We start from the raw sequence: 23,039 nt of genomic DNA on the forward strand, positions 1-23,039 counted from the left end.
GACAAGCTCAGCCTGAGCGGGAACAGGACTGTACTATGAAACCGCTCAGGCTGAGCTTGTCGAAGCCCCCTCCTGAAGAGGGGGTGGAACCGGCGGCCCGATGAGGGTCGGGGGGTGATGAGCCGCCGGTTCCGAGCTTAAATCAGTGACCGCCTTCGGACGCGCCGAACATGGACTTGGCGTACTTGATGCCCAGGCCGTAAGCGCCGCCCCAGACCTTGGCGATGCCGGTGGTGCTGTCGTACGTCTCGGTACGCGCCCAGTCGCGCTGCAGTTCGAGCAGATACTGCAGCGAGGTCATCGGCACGGCGCCAAGCTGGATCATGCGCTGCACGGCGCGCTCATGCGCTTCTTCCGAGATGTCGCCGCAGGCGTCGGTGATGACGTAGGCTTCGAAGCCCTGCTCGATCGCCGATGCCACCGGGCCGACGATGCACACCGAGGTCCAGAGCCCCGCGAAGACGATGCGCTGCTTGCCGATGCGGTTGATCTCGCAGATCACCGCTTCGTCTTCCCAAGTGTTCATGCTGGTGCGGTCGAGCAGTTCCTGGCCGGGGAAGGCGTCGGTGATCTCGTCGAACATCGGGCCGGAGAAGCTCTTCTCGGCGACGGTGGTGAGGATGGTGGGGACGTTGAACGACTTTGCACCGCGCGAGATCAGCGCCGCGTTGTTGCGCAGCAGTTCGGGCGAGATCGACTTGGTCGCGAAGCTCATCTGCGACTGGAAATCGATCAGGACGAGCGCGTGGTTGTCGGGCGAGATCAGCGACTTGCCGGGGGTCGCAGTTGCGGTGAGCGTCATTGGTAGGTCCTCCTGTTGCTGGGCGTCCTTGCCCGTTGAGATGCATACTGGAGCGAGATGGTCGTTCCAGATAGGCGCATAAAATCGTTCCGAACTTTCGATTAAATCGAAAAGATCGAACCAGTGTTCGGGGTGTCGAGAGCTTGCGAGAGGCTTATGAGCCGAACCGCATGGCCGCGGAATCAACCGAAAGTATTACACCCGATCGAGGGGGGCACGCGGTTCGGCTCAGGCTGGCGACAGGCCCCGCCTTCGAAAGGGCCGGTCGCGGATGAGGTATCGTTAGGCGGCGTCGACGAGGACGAGTTCGCTGTCCTCGATCGCGGTCACGCGGATCACGTCGAGGTCGCGGATCGCCGCGCCGTCGCGGGCATTGACCTGCACGTCGTCGATCTTCACGGCGCCACTCGCCGGGACGAGATAGGCCTTGCGGTCGGCGCCGATCGGATACTCGGCCGTCTCACCGGCCTTCAGCGTCGCGGCGACGATGCGGGCGTCGGTGCGGATCGGCAGGGCGCCGCCGTCACCGTCGTAGCCCGAGGCGAGCGTTTCGAAGTGTCCGGCGCGGTCGCCCTTGGGGAAGGGACGGGCGCCCCAGCTGGGCTTTTCACCGTTGCGGGTGGGAAGGATCCATATCTGGAAGATCTTCGTGGTCACGTCCTCGAGGTTGTATTCGGAGTGACGCACGCCGGTGCCCGCGCTCATGACCTGAACGTCGCCCGCTTCGGTGCGGCCCTTGTTGCCTAGGCTGTCCTCGTGGGTGATTGCGCCTTCGCGGACATAGGTGATGATCTCCATGTCGCGGTGCGGGTGCGGCGGGAAGCCGGTCTTCGGCGCGATGGTGTCATCGTTCCACACGCGCAGGTTACCCCAGTGCATGCGGGCCGGATCGTGGTAGTCGGCGAAGGAGAAGTGATGCTTGGCGTCGAGCCAGCCGTGGTTGGCGCCGCCGAGGCTGTCGAAGGGACGAAGTTCGATCATCTTGGGTCTCCGGTGGAAGCTGCGGGTTGAGAGTGCCGCTTCGTTGAGCCCTTTGTATGGGTTGCGATCTTTTCCGTTCAGATAGATAAAACCAATCGGTCTTTTCGAGGAAATAGAAAAGTGAATAACCCAGGCACACCGACGCTCGATCAGTTGACGATCTTCCAGACGATCGTGGAGACCGGCAGTTTCGCAGGCGCCGGACGCAAGCTGAACCGTGCGGTCTCGGTCATCAGCTATGGCATCGCCAATCTGGAGGCGCAGCTCGGCGTGATGCTGTTCGAGCGCGAAGGCACCCGGCGGCCGAAACTGACGGAACAGGGACGCGCGGTGCTGGCCGAAGCGAAGGCGATCTCGCAGGGTGTGGACGGGCTGCGCGCCAAGGTGAAGGGCATGCTCGACGGGCTTGAGGCCGAGGTGAACCTGGCGCTCGACGTCATGCTGCCCGCCGACCGCGTCGGGCTGGTGCTGCGCGACTTCGCCGTGACATTCCCCACCGTCCAACTGCGCCTTCATGTCGAGGCGCTGGGCGCCATAACCGCGCTGGTGCTGGACAAGGAGGCGGTGGTCGGGCTGTCCGGTCCGCTATCGGCCGGTGTCGAGGGTATCGACAGCCGCTCGGCGGGCTCGGTGGCGATGGTGCCGGTGGCCGCGCCCGATCATCCGCTGGGCCGCATGATGAAGATCGAACCCGGCGCGGGGCGGGACTATACGCAGCTGGTGCTCTCCGACCGTTCGCGCTTCACCGAAGGGCAGGACTACTCGGTGTTCAGCCCAAAGACCTGGCGGCTTGCCGATCTCGGCGCCAAGCATGCGCTGCTGCGGCAGGGAATCGGCTGGGGGAACATGCCGATGCCGATGATCGAGGCGGATCTCTTCGCCGGAACGCTGGTACGACTGGCGATGCCGGACCATGTCGGGGGGACGTATCGCTTTTCCGGCATATGGCGGCGCGATACGCCTCCCGGTCCTGCGGCAAGCTGGCTTCTGGACCAGTTCGTCACACTCGGCCAGGATGATCGTGAAATGGAGGGAATGGGCGATGTCTGACGAATGGCATCGAGCGCATTCCGGGCGACTGATCCGCGCCTTCAGGCCGCGATCGCTTTGCGCCCGAGTCCGATGGTCAGCGCACCGAGCAGGATGCCGGCCACAAGGTGGCCGGCAAAGTCCATCGCCGACATCGCGATGGGATGGCAGAACGCCAGTAGCCCGAACGACAGGAACGCTATTCCCGTCCCCGCGAGCATCAGCGACCGCACCGGATTGAGCGACCGCGTTCGCCGCAGTGCCAGCACGGTGATAGCAATCATGGGAACTCCGGCTACCAGTACGAACGTGAAGCAATAGCTGCCGTGCCCCAGATGCCCGACGGGCTGGCTGGATATGCCGATGCTGTAGGCCGCCAGCGTCAGCCAGATGCCCAGGCACGCCATGATCCAGCCGCTCGTCCGCGCGGGGGCGCCAGGCACGCTGGCCGACAAGGCGGCTGTGAACGCGGCGATACCCAGGACAAGTGACAATACGATATTGGCGGCGGCGACCCCGGCAAGCGGACCGGCCCAATCCGTACCGGCGCGGTGGAGCATTTGGGTCGCTAGATAACCGATGCCTAGCGCGACCGGGCTCCAGGCGAGGGCCCGCCGCCACGCCGGAGCCACGCGGCGTACCGGCACGGCCTCGTCGCAAAGCGTATCGATCAGGGTGTCATGGTCAACCATGTGTCTGCTTTCCATGTTCGCGCAACCTGACGATCGCGCGGTGCAGCAAGGATTTTACGGCGGAAACGGAGAGCCGGCTTTCCTGCGCGGCGGCATCGAGCGACATCTCCTGCAGCTTCACCATCTCGATCATCTGCCGCTGGCGTTCGGGCAGCAAGTTCAGCATGCCCGCGAGTTCCCGTTCGGCGCCGATCGCTTCGAAGGCCGCCGCCGCGACGGGGTCGATGGCGCCGTCCAGGGTTTCTTCCCGATTGATCTCCCGGCCGCGGGATCGGCGCTGTCGGCGTAGCGCATCCACGGACCTTGCCGAGACGATGGCCGAAACCCAGGGCATCAGCGGCAGCGCGGGATCGTAAGTGTGACGCAGGCGATGAAGCGTCATCAGCACCTCCTGAACCACGTCCTCGGCCAGCACGTCATCGAAGATGCGCCGCCGCACCCGAACCCGGACGACCGGCACCAGCGCGCGCAGGACCAGCCGGTAGGCGCGCTGGTCGCCATCCTGCGCCCGCTGCATCAGGGCGGGCCATGCCTCCTCTCGCGGCGCATCCTCGAGCAGCAGTTCGTCCGTCACGCGGGTGCCACGCAGCCCCCGGCATGGTCGGTCGGGATCGCATTCATCGTCTCGTCAAACCTTCTTGCCGGAAGCCGTCCGCAGTGCATCGATGGCGGTCTTCGTGTCCAGAACTTGCGGCAGTATCACCGGATCGCCGCCCTTCGCCGGATAGACGAGGTAGAGCGGCAGCCCGGAACGACCGAGTTCCATCATAGCCTGCTCGATCCGCGCATCATAGTTGGTCGAGTCCGCCACCATGTAGGTCGCGCCGGTGTCGGCGATGGCGGACCTGAACGCGGCGGTGGACAGCACGGCCTTTTCGTTGACCTTGCAGGTCAGGCACCACTCGGCCGAGAAATCGACGAAGACTGCGTGACCTGACGCTTGTGCCTTCGCGACCGCTTCGGGTGACCAGGGCACCGGTCCGTCGGTCACCGGCGCTGCGGATGCCTGTGTCTGTACGGGTGCGGCAGGTGTTTGCAGGGCGCCTCCCGGCATGGCGAAAAGCGCACCGATCGCGGCCGCACCGACAACGGCGACGGTGTGCAGCGCACGCGCGGGACGGCCGGACATCGTGCGCCTTTGCGCCATGCCATAGATCCAGCAAGAGAACGCCAGCAGCAAGGCGCAACCGAGCATCAGCGCCAGCCCCGCGCTGCCCGTCTGCTGCGCCAGCACCCACAGCAGCCATGCGGCGGCGGCGAGCATCGGAAAGGCCAGCGCGTGCTTCAGCGTCGTCATCCAGGCACCGGGTTTCGGCAGACGCCGCGCCAGCGCCGGGCTGAAGGACAGCGCCGTGAACGGTGCCGCCACGCCCGCGCCCAGCGCCGCGAAGATGGCGAGCGCGGCCAGCGGCGGCTGGACGAGCGCAAAGCCGATGGCACCCGCCATGAACGGACCGGCGCAGGGCGTCGCCACGACCACCGCCAGAGCGCCGGTGAGCGCTGCGCCAAGCAGGCCATCCTTCCCGTCCATCGTCTGGCCCATGCGCTGCAGCCCCAGTCCGAACTCGAAGAGACCGGCAAGATTGAGTGCAGAGCCAAGCAGCACCAGCACCAGCAGTGCGACGACGAGCGGGGACTGGAGCTGGAAGCCCCAGCCCACCGCCTGGCCGCCGGCGCGCAAGGCGATCAGCGTTCCGGCCAGCGCCAGCATCGCCAGCAGGGTTCCGCCGAGGAACGCCAGCCCTTCCCGTCGCATTTGTCGTGGGTCGCCGCCTTGCCGCGCAAGCCCGAACGCCTTGAGCGAGATGATCGGGAAGACGCAAGGCATCAGGTTCAGGATCAGCCCGCCCAGGAAGGCGGACAAAAGGGCAACAAGCATGACGGGGCCTCTTGGCGACAGGAAGGATCGATCGTGGAGGAAAAGGTCAGCCGTGCTTCGCTTTCCACGCACGCACCGCGGCCATCGTCTTCTCGATGTGGGCCTGCGGGTTCATGTCCGTGTAGCTGAGCAGGATCGTGCCGTTGGGGGCGATCACGAACGAAGTGCGGTTAGAGATCGTCTGCTTGCCGCCCTGCATCGTTGCGTCGAACCTGGCGGCGACCTTGGCGTTCGGGTCGGCGGCGACGGCGAACTGGTTGCGGCATTCGGACTTCGAGAATTCGGCGACCCGCTCGACATTGCCTGCGGTCACGCCGATCACGCTGGCGCCCAGTTTCTTGAAATCGCCGGTGGCTTCGGCGAACAGGTGCGCCTCTACCGTGCAGCCGGAAGTGAAGGCGGCGGGGAAGAAGTAAAGCACGACCGGCCCCTTCTTCAGCGCCTTTGCCAGAGAGAGGTCGAAGGGCTTGCCGCCCAGCGCGGCGTGCAGCGTGAAGTCAGGGGCCTTGGCGCCTTGCGGCAGGGCGGCGAAGCTCTGGCTCGGCACGGCGGCCGCGAATAGTCCAACGGCCAGCGACAAGGCGAAATTCTTCCGGATTTTCATCGGCTCTGCTCCAACGGGTATCATGGGAAGGCGCTCCGATCGGGCGCCTTCCCATGGCTGTTCGCTGGAGCGCGGCAAAAAGTTGCGGTCCGAAAATCACTCGCCGCATTTTTCTGCCGCAGGGTGGATCCGGGAGACTTCGCTTGCGGATGGACTACTCGTCCCGGAGCGAATGCGGCTGGGCGCAATTCGTCGCAATATTAATTCCGTCATGCATCCCGCAGCGGCATCGGCCGTTAGAGCGGCATGGCCACCACGACCGACCGCTCGCCCTTGGTGGCCTGCCCCGCACCGCAGGCCGAGCGTTTCGCCGTTGTCCGCTGCCTTACCGAAACGCTGGCCGCGCCTTTGTCCGATGCGGATGCCACGATCCAGTCCATGCCGGACGCCTCTCCGGCGAAGTGGCATCTGGCGCATACGACGTGGTTCTTCGAGACTTTCGTACTGCGCGATCACCTTGAGGGCTACCGTCTGTTCGACGAGACATGGCCATTCCTTTTCAATTCCTACTACGAGGCGGAAGGGCCGCGCCATGCGCGCCCGCAGCGTGGAATGCTCTCGCGCCCCTCGCTGGACGAGGTGCTGGCTTACCGCGCCCATGTCGATGCGCATGTGGAACTGCTTCTGGATCGCCCCGAACTTGCCGCGCTGATCGAACTGGGACTGAACCACGAGCAACAGCACCAGGAACTGATGCTTACGGATGTGAAGCATGCGCTTTCCCTGAACCCGCTGGCTCCTGCCTATGCGCCTTTGCTGGAGCGCGGCGCTTCGCCAGCGGCACCGGTGGAATGGCAAAGCCAGGAGGGTGGACGCTATCGCATCGGCCATGAAGGTGGCCGGGGACCGGGCGGTTTCGCCTTCGACAACGAAAGTCCGGCGCATGACGTGCTGCTGGAGCCCTTCGCCCTCGCACGTCGTCTCGTGACCAACCGCGAGTGGGCGGAATTCATCGCCGATGGCGGCTATCGTAACCCGGCCTTATGGCTCTCGGACGGCTGGGCGTGGATCAATGCCGAGGGCATCGCGGCACCGCTCTACTGGCGCGGCGAGGCGGCCTTCACGCTGTCCGGCCTCCAGCCGATCCGGCCCGAGGCGCCCGTAACGCATGTCTCGTGCTACGAAGCAGACGCCTTTGCCACCTGGGCCGGGCACCGCCTGCCCACCGAGTTCGAGTGGGAAGTCGCCGCAGCCAGCCATGATCCGGTCGGCGGTGCTCAGCTTGACGAAGCTGTCGGCGTCCATCCCCAAGGCTCGCCCGGCCTGTTCGGGGACTGCTGGCAATGGACCCGTTCCGCCTATCTTCCCTATCCGCGCTTCCGCCCGGCCGCCGGCGCAGTGGGGGAGTACAACGGCAAGTTCATGTCCGGCCAGTGCGTACTCAAGGGCGCCAGTTGCGCGACCCCGCGCGGGCATTCACGCGCTACGTATCGGAACTTCTTTCCCCCCGAGAAGCGCTGGCAGTTCACCGGCGTGCGTCTAGCTAAGGACCTGTAGATCATGGCCACCGCCGTCCGCGAATTGATCGACGCCTCCCGCGATGCCTTGCGCGCCCAATTCCGCCGCGACGTGCTGACCGGCCTTTCGCAGCAACGCAAGGCGATCCCCGCCCGCTGGTTCTACGACCATCGCGGCAGCCAGTTGTTCGAGGAGATCACGCGCCTCCCCGAATATTACCCTACCCGTGTCGAGACCGGCATCCTCATGGCCCATGCCACGCGGATCGGGCGCATGGTGGGATCGAAGCACCACGTCGTCGTCGAATTCGGTGCGGGCAGCGCAACCAAGACGCCGCTGCTGCTCGGCGCGATCTGGACCGCCGCCTACGTGCCGATCGACATCTCGGGCGAATTCTTGAGCGAGTCCTGCGAAGCGCTGGCGGCGCGTTACCCGGACCTTCCGATCTACCCGGTCGAGGCGGACTTCAGCCAGCCCGCCACGTTGCCCGCCGAAGTGGGGCAGCACCCGCGTCTGGGCTTCTTCCCCGGCTCCACGATCGGCAACATGGAACCGATGGCCGCCGCCGACCTGCTGCGCTCGATGCGCCGCACGCTGGGCGCGGGAAGCCTGCTGCTGATCGGCTTCGACCGGATCAAGAGCGAGACGGAACTGGTTTGCGCCTACGACGATGCGCGAGGCGTGACGGCGGCGTTCAACCTCAATCTCGCCGACAGGATCAACCGGGAACTTGGCGGTACGATCCCTCGCGACGGCATCGCTCACCGCGCGGTCTGGAACGACGAACGTGCGCGGATCGAGATGCACATCGCCGCGACGCGCGACATCGACTTCGAGGTCTGCGGCCGCGCCTTCGCCATGGCGACCGGCGAGACGATCCACACGGAGAACAGCCACAAGTACGACCCGCGCAGCGCCGATACCCTGCTGCTGGCTGGCGGCTGGGAGCCGCTGCAGGGCTTTGGCGATGCCGATGACAAGTTCATGGTGATCCTGGCCCGCGCGATCGGCGACGAATTGACCGCGTGATGCCGCTACCGTCCCGATAGCAGCATGATCGTGCGCGCCATCACGTAGAGGGAGGAGGGCATGGAGCCGAGGTCTGCGGTTTCCTCGCCTAAGGTGTGGGCGTGCTCGCCGCCGAGGCCGAAGCTCTCGACCACGCCGGACTTGCCTGAAACCGCCGCATAGGCCGCGTCGCTGCCGCCGCCGAAAGGCTTGTCGAGGATCGTGATCGGATAGCCGAACTCGCGCCCGGCCCTGGCTGCGACCTTGGCCATTTCGCGGGCCTTGTCGGTGGGGACCATCGGCGGGCGGTTGCGACCCAGAGTAAAGCTCACACGCGTGCCCTCCACCGCCGGGGTGGCCGCGAGTTGCCGCAGGTGCGCCATCGTGGCGGTGACGTCGGCCTCGTCGATGTAACGGATGTCGGCGGTGGCTTCGGCAAGGTCGGGGATGATGTTGTGCTTCGAGCCCGACTGCGCGATCGTCCAGTTGAACTTGAACCCTTTGGCCGGATCGGAGAGGGCGGCGGTGCGGCCGATGATGTCGGCCGCCTCGACCAGTGCATTGCGGCCATCCTGCGGAGCGACGCCGGCGTGGGAGGCCTTGCCTTCCACTTTGAGGGAAAGCGTGGCGATGCCGCTGGTGGCGAGGATGCGCTGCTTGCCGCCAGGCTCGCAGGAGAGGACGTAATCGTGCTCGGCGCCCAGTTGCTCGATCAAGTGCCGCGATCCGGGGGAGCCGATCTCCTCGTCCGGATTGAACGCGATCGTGATCGTCCCGTAGTCGCCGAAGCCCAGCTTCCGCAGCATTTCCAGCGTTCCCAGCACCACGGCAATGCCGCCCTTGTCGTCGCTGACGCCGGGGCCGGTGGCGATGTCGCCCTTGATCGCGAAAGGCCATTTCGCGGCCGTGCCGGACTGGTAGACGGTGTCCATGTGAGCGAGCAGGAGGAAGCGTGGGCCGCCGCTGTTCGCACGCTTGCCGTGTAGCGTGGCGACCAGCATGTCGCCCGCGGCGGGCGGCACCGGCTTGCGCTCCACGCTGGCGCCAAGGGCGGTCAGGCGCGCGTCGAGATAGTTCGCCATCGCCTTGAGGCCGGGCGCGTCGGACGAGCCGGAATCGATCGAGACCATCTCGCCGAGCTGCCGGATCGAGGCCGGAACCTGCCGCTCCACCTCGGCTTTCAGTGCTGCTTGCGATGGGGTGGCCGCGGCGGCACCCAACGGCACCCAAAGAGCCCCTAGCGACACCAGCAGGCTACGGAGCACCCGGCTGGGGCGTTTCAGCCTGCCGGAAAACAGGGATGGGGCGGGGTGCGACATGATAGGGGCTCCTTGGATGTTCGCCGATGCGCAATTCAGGATTCACTTCGGTGTTGGGCTGTGGTTCAGGAGCGGCGCCTGCCAAACGGACAAGGGCGACGCTTCGCAGCGCCGCCCCCACAGTCCATTGGGCCGAACCCGCTGCTTACCAGTTGAAGGTCAGCGACGCACCGAAAGTGCGCGGCGCCTGGTACTGGTAGCGATACGACTGGTAGGTCGTGCTCGTCGGCAGGGCGCCGTTGGCGAGGATCAGGCGATCTTCGAGGTTGCGCACGTAGGCGGTCAGCGTCCAGTTCGCCGCGTCCGGGGTGTAGGTCACCATCAGGTCGGAACGGGTATAGCCCTTCTGCCTGTCGGTATCGAAGTTATAGATCTGGAAGTAGCTCTTCGATTCGATATGCGTCTGTGCGCGCGGCGTCAGGGTGCCGCCCAGCACGTGGAAGTCGTGCTGGTAGCCCAGGTTGATCGACCAGTCGGGCGACTGCGGCGGACGCTTGCCAGACAGCTGGTAGTTGTAGCCGACCACGGTGCTGCCGTCGCTGCCGTAGACCGGCTCGGCGCGGCCGTCGGCTTGCGCATAGCGCAGCAGCACGCCGCTGGTGCCGGTGGCGAAATCGACGTAGCGGGCATGCGAGTAGGCGATGTAGACCGAGAACTGGTCGTCCGGCGTCGGCTGCCAGATGGTGTCCAGTTCGATGCCCTTGTAGCGCGACTTGCCCGCGTTCAGGATCTGCACCGAGACACCGCCCGCCGAGTTGATGACCGACTGGCTGACCTGCTGGTTGGAGTAGTCGTACAGGTAGGCCGAGAGATTGACTTGCAGCGTATTGCCGAAGAACCGGTTCTTGGCGCCGATCTCGTAGGATTTCACGGTCTCGGGATCGTAGACGCCGAGGTCGGTGAAGCCGCCTGCCTTGTAGCCGGTGTCGAACTTGGCATAGACCATGTTCTGCGGCGTGACCTGGTAGTCCAGCCCGGCGTGGAACGTCGTCTTGCTCGACTTGGCGATCTGGTAGCCGGTGGTCGTGCTGTAGGCGCAGCTATCGGTCAGGTCGCAGCGGGTGTTGATGTAGGTGTTGTAGTTGGTCGTCAGAATGTTGGTGTGACGATCCTTCTTGTCCTTCGAGTAGCGCGCGCCCAGCGATGCCGTCAGGCCCGGCACGATCTCGTAGGAAGCCTGCCCGAACAGCGCCTTGGCCTCGGCGGTGATGTCGGGATAGGTGAAGCGCTGGATGAGGAAGTAGTCGCCATGCATGCTGTCCTGATCGGGGTAATCGGTGAACAGGCCGACGAAGTCGTTGGTCTCGCGGAAGTAGTAGGCGCCGAACTGCCACTTGAAGGGGCCGGTGGAATTCGATGACAGCCGTACTTCGTGGTTCCAGGTGCCGACGTCTTCGTACTGCTCGAACGAGATGGTCTGGCGGTTGGTGCCGGGATTGCCGCCGAAGGCATACTTGCGGCCGTATTCGAAGTGGCGATAGCCGCCCTGGTAGGTCAGCGTAGCGAAATCGAGGTCGTAGTCGATCTGCGAGCGCACGTTCCATACGGTGTAGCGCATGAAGCCGCCGTCCGGGCTGTAGAAGCTCTTGCCGTTGCCCTTGTCGGGTGCGGTCAGGATGAGGTCGCCGACGTTGAAGCCGCTGGGAACGTTGGCGGCGGTGTAGGTCTGCAGCGGGAAGCCGTTGATCACGGTGCCGACGCCGTTGTTGTGCGCGTATTCGCCGGTCAGCAGCACGTTGAGGCGAGAGGTCGGCTTCCACAGCACGTGCAGGCGTGCGGCCTTGCTGTGCTCGTCGTCGCCGTCCTTGCCCGGCGTGTCGCGGAAGCCGTTGCGGTCGCGCGTCTGGAACGAGGCGCGGATGGCGAGGTCGTCGGTAAGCGGCAGGTTCACCATGCCCTTGGTCGAGTAGAGATCGTAGTTGCCGATCTCGCCGCCGAGCTGTGCCTTGAAACCGTCGAGCGAGGGCTTGGCGGTGATCACCTGGATCGCGCCGCCGGTGGCGTTGCGGCCGAGCAGGGTGCCTTGCGGACCGCGCAGCACTTCGATGCGCTCGAGGTCGAAGAAACCGGCCTGCAGGCTGGTCGCGCGCTGGAGGTTGAAGCCGTCGATGCTGATCGAGACGGCGGGGTCGCCGATCTCGGTGACGTCACGGCTGGAGACGCCGCGCACCGCGATGATCGGTGCCGCGCCTGAATTGGTGATCGAGACCGAAGGCGCGATGCGGCTGATGTCATCGACGTTGCCGACGCTGTTGCGCTGGAGCGTCTCGGCGCTCAGCACGGTCAGCGAGAGCGGCGTCTTCTGCTCGGTGCTCGGGCGCTTCTCGGCGGTGACGACGATCTCGCTGAGGCCGCCTTCGGTGCTGGCGGCTTCCTGCGCGAAGGCAGGCAGGCTGATCGAACAGGCCGCCGCGCAAACCGCGAAGACGGACGTTCTCGACATAAAGGATCCCACGCTCATGTTCATTCCCCGATTGTCGCATCCCCCGCCTGTTCGATTGTCCGTCACCGATGGGGTGAGGCTGGTCGCGGAAGATGGATATTTTAGATTTGAAGGTTCATGGTATTTCGGTGCGACGCCCGTTGCGGGCTGCCGGTTCGCTCCTGCCTGCTTGTCTTGTGTGTCCTCGCCCTCTCGTTCGTGAGCCTCGTGCTCGTGCGGCACGATGCGGCATTGTCTGGTCGTTACGGTTTCGCGCCGGCCGCCGCGATGATGGTGGCCAGATCGACGGTCAGGCCCTTGAGGCTGGGTTCGAGCGCCACGTCGATCCATTCGTCGGGCGAATGTTCGGAGCCGCCGGTGCCGCCAGAGCCGATGGTGATCGCCGGGATGCCCAGGCTCATCGGCACGTTGGCATCGGTGGAGACCTCGATGAAGCGGCCCTCGTAACCGAATGCCTCGGCCACGCCGAAGGCGATGGCGGCGATGCCCTTCGTTTCGTCGGTATGGCCCGCAGGACGCTTGCCGATGACCTGGAAATCGACGCTGACCTTGCCGCGCGCGGTTGAGCGCGCGGCGTTCTCCTCGTCCACCGCCTTTTGCGCGATGGCACGCAGTTCGGCATCGACGCGTGCGACTTCCTCCGGTGAGATCGAGCGCATGTCGACGTCGAGGAAGACCTGCGGCGGGATCGTGTTCACCGAGGTGCCGCCGCCCACGACGCTGGCCGAGTACGTCACCTTCGGAGTGGCGGGCACCGCGATCTGGTAAAGCTCGGTCACCGTCTTCGCCAGCGACACCATCGGATTGACGATGCCGAACTTGTCGTAGCTGTGGCCACCGGGGCCGGAGAAGACGATGTGGTAGCGGTTCGAACCGACCCCGCGCGTGACGATCCCGCCCGAGCCCGAACTGTCGATGCTGATGAAGCCGGCGGCTGCCCTGGCGCGCGCGTTCGTGGAGAACAGGTGGCGCATGCCGCGCAAGTCGCCGGGGCCTTCCTCGCCGACGTTGCCGACGAACAGCACGTCGCGGTCGGTCTGTATGCCCGCCTTGTCCATCGCGCGGGCGAGCACCAGCAAGGTGGCGACGCCGCGCGAATCGTCGCCGATGCCCGGTGCCCGCAGCTTCGTGCCCTCGCGCTTCACGGTGACGTCGGTGCCCTTTGGGAAAACCGTGTCGAGGTGCGCGGCGACCACCAGCGGCGGCAGCCTGGCATCGCGGCCGGGACGCAGGCCGATGACGTTGCCGACTTCGTCGATGGAGACCGAGCGGAAGCCGCTGTCACGCATCATCTGCGCCACGAGCCTGCCGCGCTCCGCCTCGCCGAAGGGCGGGGACGGGGTCTGGGTGATCCGGATGATCTCATCGACGAAGCGCTCGTGATCGGCGCGCAGGGACTGCGCGGCGGCCTTGAAAGACGACGTCGCGATAACGCGCTCCACCACCGGCGGGGTGGCTGGCTTGGCAGGGGCAGGCGCTGCGGCGGCTGCTGCCAGAATGGCCATGGCGAAGGGCATTATCTGAATTCTCCTGATGAGCAATCAGGTCACATGATTTGTACGAAATCGCGAGAGTTTGGCGCATTGATGATCCGGGATGTTACCCGATTCGGCGTATTTTTCATGCGATTCTACTGTGTGACGATTTCTTGTATTGCAATGTGGATATCGTTTCAAGCCAAAAGTGAATTCACAAAATCCCAATTGACGTATCGGTTCCTGCGGCCGGAAAGAGGAGGGTTTCCGGCCGCAGCCGCGCCTGGGCTGATCGCGCGGAAGGGCGCGCGATCAGCGGGCGACGTGGTGCTCGACGTAGTCGATCGCGCGGCGCAGCTCGCTTTCGGAGGAGCCGCCGGCATATTCGTATTCAAGGATCAGGGGGATATTCCAGCGGTTCTCGGAGATCGTGCGCACCACGCCCGCGATCGGCGTATCGCCTTCGCCGAAGGGCATGTTCATGCCGAAGTTCGCCTTGCGGTCCTTGAGGTGGACGCTGCAGACCCGCTCGTGGTGCTTGTGCAGGAAGCCCAGGGTGTCGAACCCGGCGGCGGCGAAGTGGCCGATGTCGAAGTTCAGGCGATACCACGGCGACATCGCCAGCCCCTGCTCGAAGCTCTCGGGTGTGGCCAGCTGGTTGGGATCGCGCAAGTTCGAGTGCCCGTGCAGGCCCAGCATCGTGCGGTGCCTGGCCGCGAACGGCACGGTGCGCTTCGCCATCGACAGCGTGGTGGAAGCGGTCATCAGGTTGATGCCGAGCGCCTTCGTGACCGCGAAGCCCCACTCCACTTCGGCGTCGGTGCAATCGTCCTTGAGGCCGAAGTTGAATGCCTGGATCTCGATCCCGGCGGCGCGGAAGCGGCGGCCGATCTCGCGGAAATGGCTGACCGGGGTGGCGAGGCGCCACTGGCGGATGTCCTCGCGGTTCTGCAGCTCTTCGGCCGGGCGCGGGCCTTCGGGCGGGCGGCCGTAGAGCGAGGCTTCGGTCGGCTTGCCGCCGGTGAACGCCCAAGGCGCGTTGGCGGAAAGGGCAGGGGGCTGTACGGTCGGCTCGAACAGCTCGATCATGTCGACCTTCAGGTCGCGGCATTCGCGGATCATCTTGTCGACCATGTCGCCCGGCGTCGGCAGCAGGTCGCGCAGGCTGTAGGTCTGCACGCCGATGCGCACGCGGCCGCCAGCGGCGCGCGCGAAGGCGGGCATCGATGCGACGGCCATGCCGGTAGCGACGGCGGTCAGAAGGGAGCGGCGGCTAAGGTCCATGACAGTCTCCTGAGGTAAGCGGGAAAGGGGTTTCAGCGCTTTGGGCGCCAGAGCAGCAGGGAGGACGCCGACACCAGGCAGATCGCGCCGAGGAACAGCGCCACCGGGGTCGGGCTGCGGTAATGGGCGTATAGCGCGGTGGCGATCAGGGGCGAGAAGCCGACGATCAGCGAGGACACCTCGTGCGCCATGGCGAGACCCGAATAGCGTACGCGGGCGCTGAACATCTCGCTGTACATCGCAGGCTGCACGCCGATCATCGCCGCATGGCACACGCCGTTGCCGATGACGAAGGCCAGCACGATCAGCGTGGTCGAGCCGGACTCGAGCATCTCGAAGAAGGGATAGGCGAAGGCCAGCATCGCCAGCGCGCCGAACAGGTAGACCGGCCGCCGCCCAAAGCGGTCCGACAGTGCGCCGAACACCGGCATCATCACGCTGTCCGCCAGCATCCCGAGCGTCACCCCGAGCATCAGCGTGTCCACTTCGGCGCCCACTGCCTTGCCGTAAGCCAGCGCGAAAGTGATGAACAAGTGTGAGCCGCAAGTCTCGGCAAGGCGCGCGCCGATGCCCACGACCATCTCGCGCGGGTGCTTTCGCAGCACTTCGGCAAGCGGTGCGTGCTGCGGGCCTTCGGCCTCGGCGGCCTGGAAGTCCGGCGTTTCGGAGACGCGGAAGCGGATGAACAGGCCGACCGCGAAGATCGTGATGCTGACGAGGAACGGCACGCGCCAGCCCCAGCTCGCGAAGTCTTCCGGCGGCAGCAGCCCGGCAAGGTAGAATGCGAAAGTGGACAGCACGAAGCCGAGGCCGACGCCGCTCTGGCTAAGCGCGCCGAACATGCCCTCGCGCCCGGCCGGCGCGTTCTCGGTGATCAGCAGCACGCCGCCGCCCCACTCGCCGCCCGCCGCGATGCCCTGCGCCACGCGCAATGCGACGAGCGCGATCGGCGCCCAGATGCCGATCTGCGCATATGTCGGCAGCAGGCCGATCAGGAACGTCGCGAGGCCCATGATCGCCAGCGTCCAGAACAGCGAGGTCTTGCGCCCGTAGCGGTCGCCGACATGGCCGAACACGAGGCCCCCCAGCGGGCGTGCCGCGAAGCCCACGGCATAGCCGCCGAACGAGACCAGCGTGTTGATCAGCGGATCGCGCCCGACCGGGAAAAACAGGTCTCCAAAGACCAGCGCCGCCGCCGTCGCATAAAGGAAGAAGTCGTACCATTCGAGCGTGTTGCCCACGATCGAGGCGGCGATGGCGCGGGTCAGGGTGCGCTTGCGCTCGGCGTGTTCGGAAACTGAATTCACCGTCATGATGCTTGGACCTGCTGCGCCGGGTGGGCGATGATGGCGCCCGGCCGATCCGGGCAGGGCGAGAGGATGACGCACGACCCCGCAGCCACGCCGGGCGCGAGCAAGGCGATGATGCGGACGCCGAGCGGGCTGGCGACGGCGCCGATCCGCAGCGGCCCGCCGGCGACGAGCGCCGGATCGAGCGAGCGGTGGATCGTGCCTTCGCTGACGACTGTGCCGGTGACGGTTTCGTCGCGCACTTCCAGTGCATCGGAAAGGCAGACACGGCAGGCATCGCGCGAAGGGTACTGCGCGGCACCGCAGGTTCGGCAGAACTGGAGCGACAAGGTCATGGCAATGCCTCCAGCAGCGCCGCGCCGGTGGCGAGGCAGCGGTCGTAGGTGACCATGCCGTAGCCGCTCGCCAGCGCGATCCGCGCACCTGGCACTTGCGCACCGAGCGGCTGGCCGGTGACCTGCCGCAGCGCCTCGACCACCGGCAGGAAGCCCCCCGCCGCGCCAGCCTGTCCGCAAGAAAGCTGGCCGCCGCAGGTGTTGTGCGGGAAGTCGCCGGTCACGGTAAGGTCTCGCGCGGCGACGAAAGCGGGCGCCTCGCCCTTGGCGCAGAAGCCGAGATCCTCGATTTGCATGGCCGAGATCACAGGGTAGTCGTCGTAAGTCTGCAGGCAGTCGACGTCGCCCGGCGCTATGCCCGCCTGCGCCCACAGGGCATCGGCGTCCATCGCCCAGCCGCCGCGAATGGCGACGGGATCGGCAAAATAGGCATTGTGCCGCTCGATCGCGCCGATGATCCGCGCGCCCCTGAGGTCGAGGTCGCGCGCGCGCGCCTCGCTCATGACGAGGAAAGCCTCGGCGCCCGCACACGGCATCACGCAGTCGAACATGTGGATCGGTGCGACGATCGGCGGCGCGGCGAGGTAGCCCGCCATGTCGAGCGGCCTGCCGCCCAGCAGGGCATTGGGATTGTCCGCCGCATTGGCGCGCTGCGCCACTGCGATCCGGCCGAAGTCCTCGCGCCGCGCGCCGAAGCGGCGCATGTAGTTGTCGGTGATCAGCGCGAAGATGCCGTTCGGCCCGGCCTTGCCCTGCGGCAATACGGCTTCGTTCGAAAAGCGGCTGAAATCGCCGACGAGCTTCGCGAACGTCTGCGCATTGGCGGTGTCGGCGGCGATGCAGGCGACCACCGAGGCATCGCCGCACTGCACCGCCCGCGCCGCGCGGCGCAGCGCCATGACCCCGCTGGCGCCGCCGGTCGGCAGCCATTCGATCCAGCGCGGCGACATGTCGAAGTGCTCGGTCAGCGCCACCGTGGTATCCGAGCCCAGCGTGAAGGAGGAACAGGCGAGCCCGTCGATCGCATCCTTGGCGATGCCGCTTGCTTCGACCAGCGCGGCCAGCGCGCGGCCGAAGAACCAATGCGCCTGGCGTTCGCTGGAACGCTGGTAGGGCACCGTGACCGGACACGCCACGGCGACGCCCTGATAGGATGCAATGGGGGCCACGTCGATCAGCCTTTCTTGCGCTTGAGCGCGCGCAAGTCGAAGGCGCGGCCCTCATCGACGATGGCACGGCCGAGCTTGCGGATCTCGCCGCGCTGCAGCTTTTGCGAACTGGTGGTGGGAAGCGATTCCACGAAAGCCAGATAGCCCGGAATCTTGAAATACTGCAGCGTCTGCAGGCACGAACCGGCGATTTCCGTCGCCAGCGCCTCGTCGCCGTCGCCTTCGATCAGTGCCAGCACCTCCTCGCCGCGGATCTCGTCGGGGACCGGGGTGACGGCGCAATGCGCGACCGCCGGGTGTTGCATCAGCGCGCCCTCGACTTCGACCGAGGCGATGTTCTCGCCCGAGCGGCGCACGATGTTCTTGCTGCGATCGACGAAGAACAGGCTGCCCTGCGCATCCGCGCGCACGATGTCGCCGGTGTGGAACCAGCCGCCTTCCCATGCGGCCTCGGTGGCGGCGGGATCGTCGTGGTAGCGGGTGAAGAACCAGCGGCGCGGATCGTTGTCGCGGGCGCGCACCAGCAGTTCGCCGGGGGTGCCGACGGGAACGTCCTGCCCTTCCTCGTCGACGAGGCGCACTTCGATGTCTTCGCCCGCCTTGCCGAAGCAGCGCTGGCCGACGTGCCGCGGTTCGTGGCTGGCGGTGATCCACGCCCCCGCGCCGGTCTCGCTCATCGCCCAGGCTTCGATCAGCGGGAAGCCGTAGCGCTCCTCGAACACCGCGTGGTGGCGCGGATCGACACCGGCGCCGAAGGCGAAGCGGATCGCGTGGCCTGCCCACGCCTCGGGCGCGTCGTCGCGCTGGAGCAGGATCGCGGGCATTACGCCAAGGTAATGCACGATCGTCGCGCCGCTTTCACGCACGGTGCGCCACCAGGTCGAGGCGTGGAAGCGGTCGAGCTGGATCAGGCAGCCGCCGCTGGTCATTGCCGCCATGAACGAGCAGGCGAGAGCGTTCATGTGCGTGACCGGCAGCGGCGTCAGGATACGCTCTTCGCCCGGGCGAAAGGTGCAATAGCCGCCCAGTTGCGTGTAGTACGTGCCGATGCGGGTGAAGTAGGCGTTCGACAGCACGCAACCCTTGGGGGTGCCGGTAGTGCCCGAGGTGAAGATCATCGCCGCCTCGCTGCCGGCATCGGCCAGGCCGGGAAGGGCGGGGCGACCTGGCGGTGGCAGCGTGTCTTCCTCCGCCTCGACGACCGGCACCGTTCGTGCCGCCAGAGCGGCGAGGCGGTCTCGATGATGCGGCAGGCACACCAGCATGTCGAGCTTGGCCAGCATCAGGACTTGCGCGAGTTCGCCGTCGCTCATTCCCGAATTGATCGGCGCGATGCCGGAGCCCAGCGCATTGAGAGCAAGGAAGTGCAGGAAGAAATCGGGATGGTTGTCGAGCGCCAGCCCGACGCGGTGGCCATGGCCCAGGCCCGCCCGGGCGTAGCGGTCCCGCAGGCCAGCGACCCGCACCATTGCCTCAGCGTATGTGAACGAGACTGCGGCATTACCGGCCATTGCCTCGGCCGGAGCATGGAGGAAAGGGCGGCCGGCCCAGGTGTCCGCGCTCTGTGCGAAGGCCGCATGGAGTGTGCCGGGGCTTGTGTCGATCTGCATCGGTGCAGGTATCTGGATCATTCGTTGTCTCGCGATTCTGGCGATGTCTGGCGGCGCTATGTCGGACCATGTCGGAAGCAATTGCTTTGCAAGCATTGCTAAATGGAATTCATTTCATACTTAAAATTAGTAGGCAAACGGCCTTGGCTTTAATGCGGTCATCCCATGAAGGCGCGACCTTGCGTGGATTCTATGCTCGTCGCGGCGATGAATGCCTCGCGTGCGCGTACCACGAACTGCAGCGTCGCATCCTGTACCAGCAGAGCGTCCTTGCGATCGAATCCTTCGAGCATCCGGGTCAGCAGGTCGAGTACGACGTGCTGCGTTGCGGCGTCGAAGATCGTTGCCCGGCGAACGATCTGGACATGGTCGACGAAGCGGCTGATCGAGGTGGCAAGCCTGCGGTTGGGAACCGCGTCGAGCCAGATCTGCCGGAACCGGTCATTCGCGATCATCATGTTGCCGAGCCTGACTTCCGCGACGGCGCGCCGCGCTTCGGCGAGCGCCTCGCGCAAGGCGGCAAGGGCTTCGGGGGCGAGCGTGCGGCAGGCTGAAGCTGCGGCGCGGGGTTCCAGCAGCATGCGCACCTCGAAGATCTCCTCGATATCCTCGTAAGTCAGCCGCGGCAGCACGAAGCCGCGCGTGGTTCCCACCAGGTAGCCTTCGTGGACGAGGCGCAGCAGGGCTTGCCGCACGGGCATGCGCGACAGGTTGAATTCGGCCGCGAGCTTGGAATCGACGATTCTTTCTTCGGGCTCGATCGCACCGCTTTTGATCCGTGCCAGCACGGTGGTGTATACTTCTGAATCCGCGCTATTCAGCAGTGTGCCGGTTTGTGCGGGTGCTTCCTGTTTCATCTTCGTCGTATTCTCCACAACGAGATTCAGAATACACTTTTGAAGTCTCGTGGCAAGGCCTGGTTGTCATGGATGCGGGGCGTGCGAAAACGGTAGCGGCTTCAGGAAGTGGAAGAGATACCGTTTTTTCGTGAACCTGCGCGTTCATCCTCGGTCCATCCCATTATCCCGGCATCGGGATAAAGATCCGGGCAGCGCCGGACGTCAGTTACGTTCGTATAGCGCTTGCGATGGTGCTGGCGGGGCAAAGCAGCTTGCGCCAGCAATTCAGCCATGATTGGGAAACTATCCCGCAGCGTCTTTTTTCTTGGATGCAAGCGATTGGATTCCCGTCTGTAATTTTTGATTGCCAGCGGGGCACCACATTGGTCGCCAGATTGACACCTCCGACATTTGCTTCGACGAGCGCCCCGCAAATGCGAGTCAGTCGCATTACCAATACGGGGGTTTCAACATGTCCGCAGCAGTCCATCGCCGATCCAGCCAGCGTGCCCGCCATTTGGCGCAGGCCAGTCTCGCCATCGTTTCATGTCTTATCGCTCAGGCCGCCCATGCCGACGAGGCGGGCGCCGAGGCCGGATCGCCGATCGTCGTCACCGCCGCCGGTTATGCGCAGGACATCGTCGAGGCTCCGGCCAGCATCACGGTGATCGACCGGGCTGACCTGCAGGACAAGCGCTTCGGCAGCCTGGCGGAAGCGCTGCAGGACGTTCCCGGCGTCGATGTCGGCGGCGAGGCGGGCAAGACCGGCGGCCTCAACATCTCCATCCGCGGCATGCCCAGCGACTATACGCTGGTGCTGATCGACGGCCGCCGCCAGAACGCGCCGGGCGGCGTGACGCCCAACGGTTTCGGCGAGACGTCCACCAGCTTCCTGCCGCCCTATTCCGCGATCGACCGGATCGAAGTGGTGCGCGGGCCGATGTCCACGCTCTACGGGTCGGACGCGATGGGCGGCGTCGTCAACATCATCACCCGCAAGGTCGGCAACCGCTGGGTCGGCACCGCCACCGCCGAGACGACGATCCAGGAGGACGAGCGCTTCGGCAACATCCAGTCGATCAACGGCTTCGCGCAAGGGCCGGTGGTCAAGGACCTGGTCGGCCTGACCCTGCGCGGCAGCGTGTTCCACCGCGAGGGATCGAGCATCGAGATTCCCGGTGATCCGGCACTGACGCTGGGCCGCAACCCGGTGCGCTCGGACATCTACACGTACGGCGGCCGTCTGAGCTTCACGCCGCACGCCAACCACGATCTGTGGGTGGAATTCGACCGCAACGAGCAGACTTACGACAACACCGAAGGCCAGCTCGGCACGCTGGGTTCGGGCGGCTATGCGCCAAGGCAGCAGTTCAACCGCACCAATTACGTCGTTGCGCATAGCTGGCGCATGGGCGACTTCGGCCAGCTCGACACCACCCTGACCCGCAACGACACCGAGACGATCGGCCGCCTGATCCCCAACGGGACCCCCGGCGCCACCCCGGGCAGCGCCCGCAACCTCGAGGCGCGCAACGACATCATCGACAGCCGCTTCGCCGGACGCGCCGGACCGCTCGCCTTCACCGTCGGCGGCCAGTACTGGAAGGCCCGGATGATCGACGGCGTCGCGCCCGCACCGTTCAAGTTCACCCAGTGGGCGGGCTTTGCCGAGGCGACCCTCACCGTCGTCGATGGCTTCAACGTGACTGGCGGCGTGCGTTATGACGATCACTCGACATTCGGGAACAAGTGGTCGCCGCGCGCTTACGCGGTGTGGAACGTCACCGATGCGCTGACCGTCAAAGGCGGCGTCAGCCGGGGCTTCAAGACCCCGCGCGTCGAGCAGATCGCCAGCGGCATCATCGGCTTCGGCAGCCAGGGCCGCGTGCCGCTGATCGGCACGCCGGGCCTGACGCCGGAGACGAGCACGACTTACGAAGCAGGCATCTACTTCGACGACAAGGGCTTCTTCAGCGGCAACGTCACGCTGTTCAATAACGACTTCGACGACAAGATCGCCACCGGGCCGGGCATTCCCAACTGTACTTTCTCGACCAACCTGAACCGTCCGGGCTGTCTCGACGTCGGCAACTTCCCGAATGTCGATCTTTTCAGCCAGTCGATCAACATCGACAAGGCCCGCACCCGCGGCGTCGAAGTGGCGAGCCGCTTCGCGTTCACGCAGGCGGTCTCGCTCACGGTGAACTACACCTACACCGAGACCGAGCAGCTCAGCGGTTCGGAAAAGGGCCTGCCGCTGGTCGGCATGCCCAAGCACATGCTCAACGGCAACTTGCGCTGGAAGGTGAGCGACGTGGCCAGCCTCTGGGCGCGGGGTGAGATCCGTTCCAGCCGTTATCGCGGCAGCAATGCGCAGCAGGCGGCGGTGGGCGACTTCCGCAGCTACGAGGTGTTCCACCTTGGCGGCTCGTACCAGATCGCGCCCGCATTCCGCCTCGCCGCCACGGTCTATAACGTGCTGAACACCGACTATGCGGTCTACGTGCCGTATGACAGCGGCACCGCCACGGCCTTTACACCCGCTTATTCGATCAACCAGGAGGGGCGCAGGTTGTGGCTTTCCGCGACCGTGGATTTCTGATCCTGCGGATCCGTTCGTAAAGCGCCCGAGCCGTGTCGCCGACATGGCTCGGGCGCTTACGCGCCGGGACGTTCCGGCTGTGAAGCCGGTCAGGCACGCCCGGCAGGTCCGACAAATCGCATGCCTTTCGCCGTGATCCATCTGGATTTCTCGCGGGCTTGCAGGCAAGCCTTCCGCCCGGCGACCAGCATCATTGCTCG

General features: G+C 65.6%; 20 protein-coding genes. 4 read left to right on the forward strand and 16 right to left on the reverse strand.

Annotated elements, in window-relative coordinates:
- Positions 1 to 142: 142 nt before the first annotated feature.
- Both ACYPYD_RS06650 and ACYPYD_RS06655 read right to left on the reverse strand, forming a co-directional pair.
- Complete coding sequence (locus tag ACYPYD_RS06650) at positions 143 to 802, reverse strand: hydrolase (protein WP_008832628.1); 660 nt, start codon at positions 800 to 802, stop codon at positions 143 to 145.
- Between the two features lie 282 nt (positions 803 to 1,084).
- Positions 1,085 to 1,783, reverse strand: a complete 699-nt coding sequence (locus ACYPYD_RS06655; RefSeq protein WP_211150857.1) for a pirin family protein — start codon at positions 1,781 to 1,783, stop codon at positions 1,085 to 1,087.
- Positions 1,784 to 1,903: 120 nt separating this feature from the next.
- Here ACYPYD_RS06655 and ACYPYD_RS06660 point away from each other — a divergent pair, with 120 nt between their 5' ends.
- A complete protein-coding gene (locus ACYPYD_RS06660; protein ID WP_211150856.1) occupies positions 1,904 to 2,833 on the forward strand; it encodes a LysR family transcriptional regulator in 930 nt (309 codons plus the stop codon).
- Positions 2,834 to 2,874: 41 nt separating this feature from the next.
- Here ACYPYD_RS06660 and ACYPYD_RS06665 read toward each other — a convergent pair whose 3' ends face one another.
- Genes ACYPYD_RS06665 through ACYPYD_RS06680 form a run of 4 tightly spaced genes read right to left on the reverse strand, consistent with a single transcriptional unit; the run spans position 2,875 to position 5,987 of the window.
- Entirely contained in the window at positions 2,875 to 3,504 is a 630-nt protein-coding gene (locus ACYPYD_RS06665) for an NrsF family protein (protein WP_211150855.1), read from the reverse strand.
- A complete protein-coding gene (locus ACYPYD_RS06670) occupies positions 3,497 to 4,078 on the reverse strand; it encodes a sigma-70 family RNA polymerase sigma factor (protein WP_211150854.1) in 582 nt (193 codons plus the stop codon). Before ACYPYD_RS06670 ends, ACYPYD_RS06665 begins: the two co-directional genes overlap by 8 nt.
- A gap of 54 nt (positions 4,079 to 4,132) precedes the next feature.
- Positions 4,133 to 5,383 (reverse strand): protein-disulfide reductase DsbD family protein, encoded by a 1,251-nt coding sequence (locus ACYPYD_RS06675; protein ID WP_211150853.1) that lies wholly within the window; start codon positions 5,381 to 5,383, stop codon positions 4,133 to 4,135.
- A 46-nt stretch (positions 5,384 to 5,429) separates the two neighbouring features.
- Complete coding sequence (locus ACYPYD_RS06680) at positions 5,430 to 5,987, reverse strand: peroxiredoxin (RefSeq protein WP_008831732.1); 558 nt, start codon at positions 5,985 to 5,987, stop codon at positions 5,430 to 5,432.
- A 246-nt stretch (positions 5,988 to 6,233) separates the two neighbouring features.
- Here ACYPYD_RS06680 and egtB point away from each other — a divergent pair, with 246 nt between their 5' ends.
- Positions 6,234 to 7,484 carry an ergothioneine biosynthesis protein EgtB gene (egtB, locus tag ACYPYD_RS06685; protein ID WP_459662554.1) on the forward strand — a complete coding sequence of 417 codons (1,251 nt, stop codon included), beginning with the start codon at positions 6,234 to 6,236 and terminating at the stop codon, positions 7,482 to 7,484.
- A gap of 3 nt (positions 7,485 to 7,487) precedes the next feature.
- Complete coding sequence (egtD, locus tag ACYPYD_RS06690; RefSeq protein ID WP_211150851.1) at positions 7,488 to 8,474, forward strand: L-histidine N(alpha)-methyltransferase; 987 nt, start codon at positions 7,488 to 7,490, stop codon at positions 8,472 to 8,474.
- A 5-nt stretch (positions 8,475 to 8,479) separates the two neighbouring features.
- On the opposite strand, the gene ACYPYD_RS06695 is transcribed toward egtD, so the two are convergent.
- The 10 genes from ACYPYD_RS06695 to ACYPYD_RS06740 all read right to left on the reverse strand — a co-directional run bounded on the left by ACYPYD_RS06695 (position 8,480) and on the right by ACYPYD_RS06740 (position 20,530).
- Positions 8,480 to 9,772: a glutamate carboxypeptidase gene (locus ACYPYD_RS06695; RefSeq protein ID WP_211150850.1), complete on the reverse strand. Its 1,293-nt coding sequence runs from the start codon at positions 9,770 to 9,772 to the stop codon at positions 8,480 to 8,482.
- 145 nt (positions 9,773 to 9,917) lie between these two features.
- Complete coding sequence (locus ACYPYD_RS06700; RefSeq protein WP_459662555.1) at positions 9,918 to 12,215, reverse strand: TonB-dependent receptor; 2,298 nt, start codon at positions 12,213 to 12,215, stop codon at positions 9,918 to 9,920.
- 242 nt (positions 12,216 to 12,457) lie between these two features.
- Positions 12,458 to 13,720: a M20/M25/M40 family metallo-hydrolase gene (locus ACYPYD_RS06705; RefSeq protein WP_459662556.1), complete on the reverse strand. Its 1,263-nt coding sequence runs from the start codon at positions 13,718 to 13,720 to the stop codon at positions 12,458 to 12,460.
- A gap of 282 nt (positions 13,721 to 14,002) precedes the next feature.
- Positions 14,003 to 14,974 (reverse strand): sugar phosphate isomerase/epimerase family protein, encoded by a 972-nt coding sequence (locus ACYPYD_RS06710; RefSeq protein WP_459662557.1) that lies wholly within the window; start codon positions 14,972 to 14,974, stop codon positions 14,003 to 14,005.
- A 32-nt stretch (positions 14,975 to 15,006) separates the two neighbouring features.
- Positions 15,007 to 16,287 (reverse strand): MFS transporter, encoded by a 1,281-nt coding sequence (locus ACYPYD_RS06715; RefSeq protein WP_459662558.1) that lies wholly within the window; start codon positions 16,285 to 16,287, stop codon positions 15,007 to 15,009.
- Positions 16,284 to 16,619, reverse strand: coding sequence for a zinc ribbon domain-containing protein (locus tag ACYPYD_RS06720; protein ID WP_211150845.1), 336 nt, complete (start codon positions 16,617 to 16,619; stop codon positions 16,284 to 16,286). The genes ACYPYD_RS06715 and ACYPYD_RS06720 overlap by 4 nt, the downstream gene beginning before the upstream one ends.
- On the reverse strand, positions 16,616 to 17,788 hold the full coding sequence (locus ACYPYD_RS06725) for a thiolase family protein (RefSeq protein ID WP_459662559.1): 1,173 nt from the start codon (positions 17,786 to 17,788) through the stop codon (positions 16,616 to 16,618). The genes ACYPYD_RS06720 and ACYPYD_RS06725 overlap by 4 nt, the downstream gene beginning before the upstream one ends.
- A gap of 5 nt (positions 17,789 to 17,793) precedes the next feature.
- A complete protein-coding gene (locus ACYPYD_RS06730) occupies positions 17,794 to 19,398 on the reverse strand; it encodes an AMP-binding protein (RefSeq protein ID WP_459662560.1) in 1,605 nt (534 codons plus the stop codon).
- Positions 19,399 to 19,556: 158 nt separating this feature from the next.
- Complete coding sequence (locus tag ACYPYD_RS06735) at positions 19,557 to 20,255, reverse strand: GntR family transcriptional regulator (protein WP_459662561.1); 699 nt, start codon at positions 20,253 to 20,255, stop codon at positions 19,557 to 19,559.
- 101 nt (positions 20,256 to 20,356) lie between these two features.
- Positions 20,357 to 20,530: a hypothetical protein gene (locus ACYPYD_RS06740; protein ID WP_459662562.1), complete on the reverse strand. Its 174-nt coding sequence runs from the start codon at positions 20,528 to 20,530 to the stop codon at positions 20,357 to 20,359.
- Positions 20,531 to 20,709: 179 nt separating this feature from the next.
- Between ACYPYD_RS06740 and ACYPYD_RS06745 the strand changes: the two genes are divergently transcribed.
- On the forward strand, positions 20,710 to 22,839 hold the full coding sequence (locus ACYPYD_RS06745; protein ID WP_459662563.1) for a TonB-dependent receptor domain-containing protein: 2,130 nt from the start codon (positions 20,710 to 20,712) through the stop codon (positions 22,837 to 22,839).
- Positions 22,840 to 23,039: the final 200 nt, after the last annotated feature.

The organism is Novosphingobium sp. 11B (assembly GCF_054589055.1).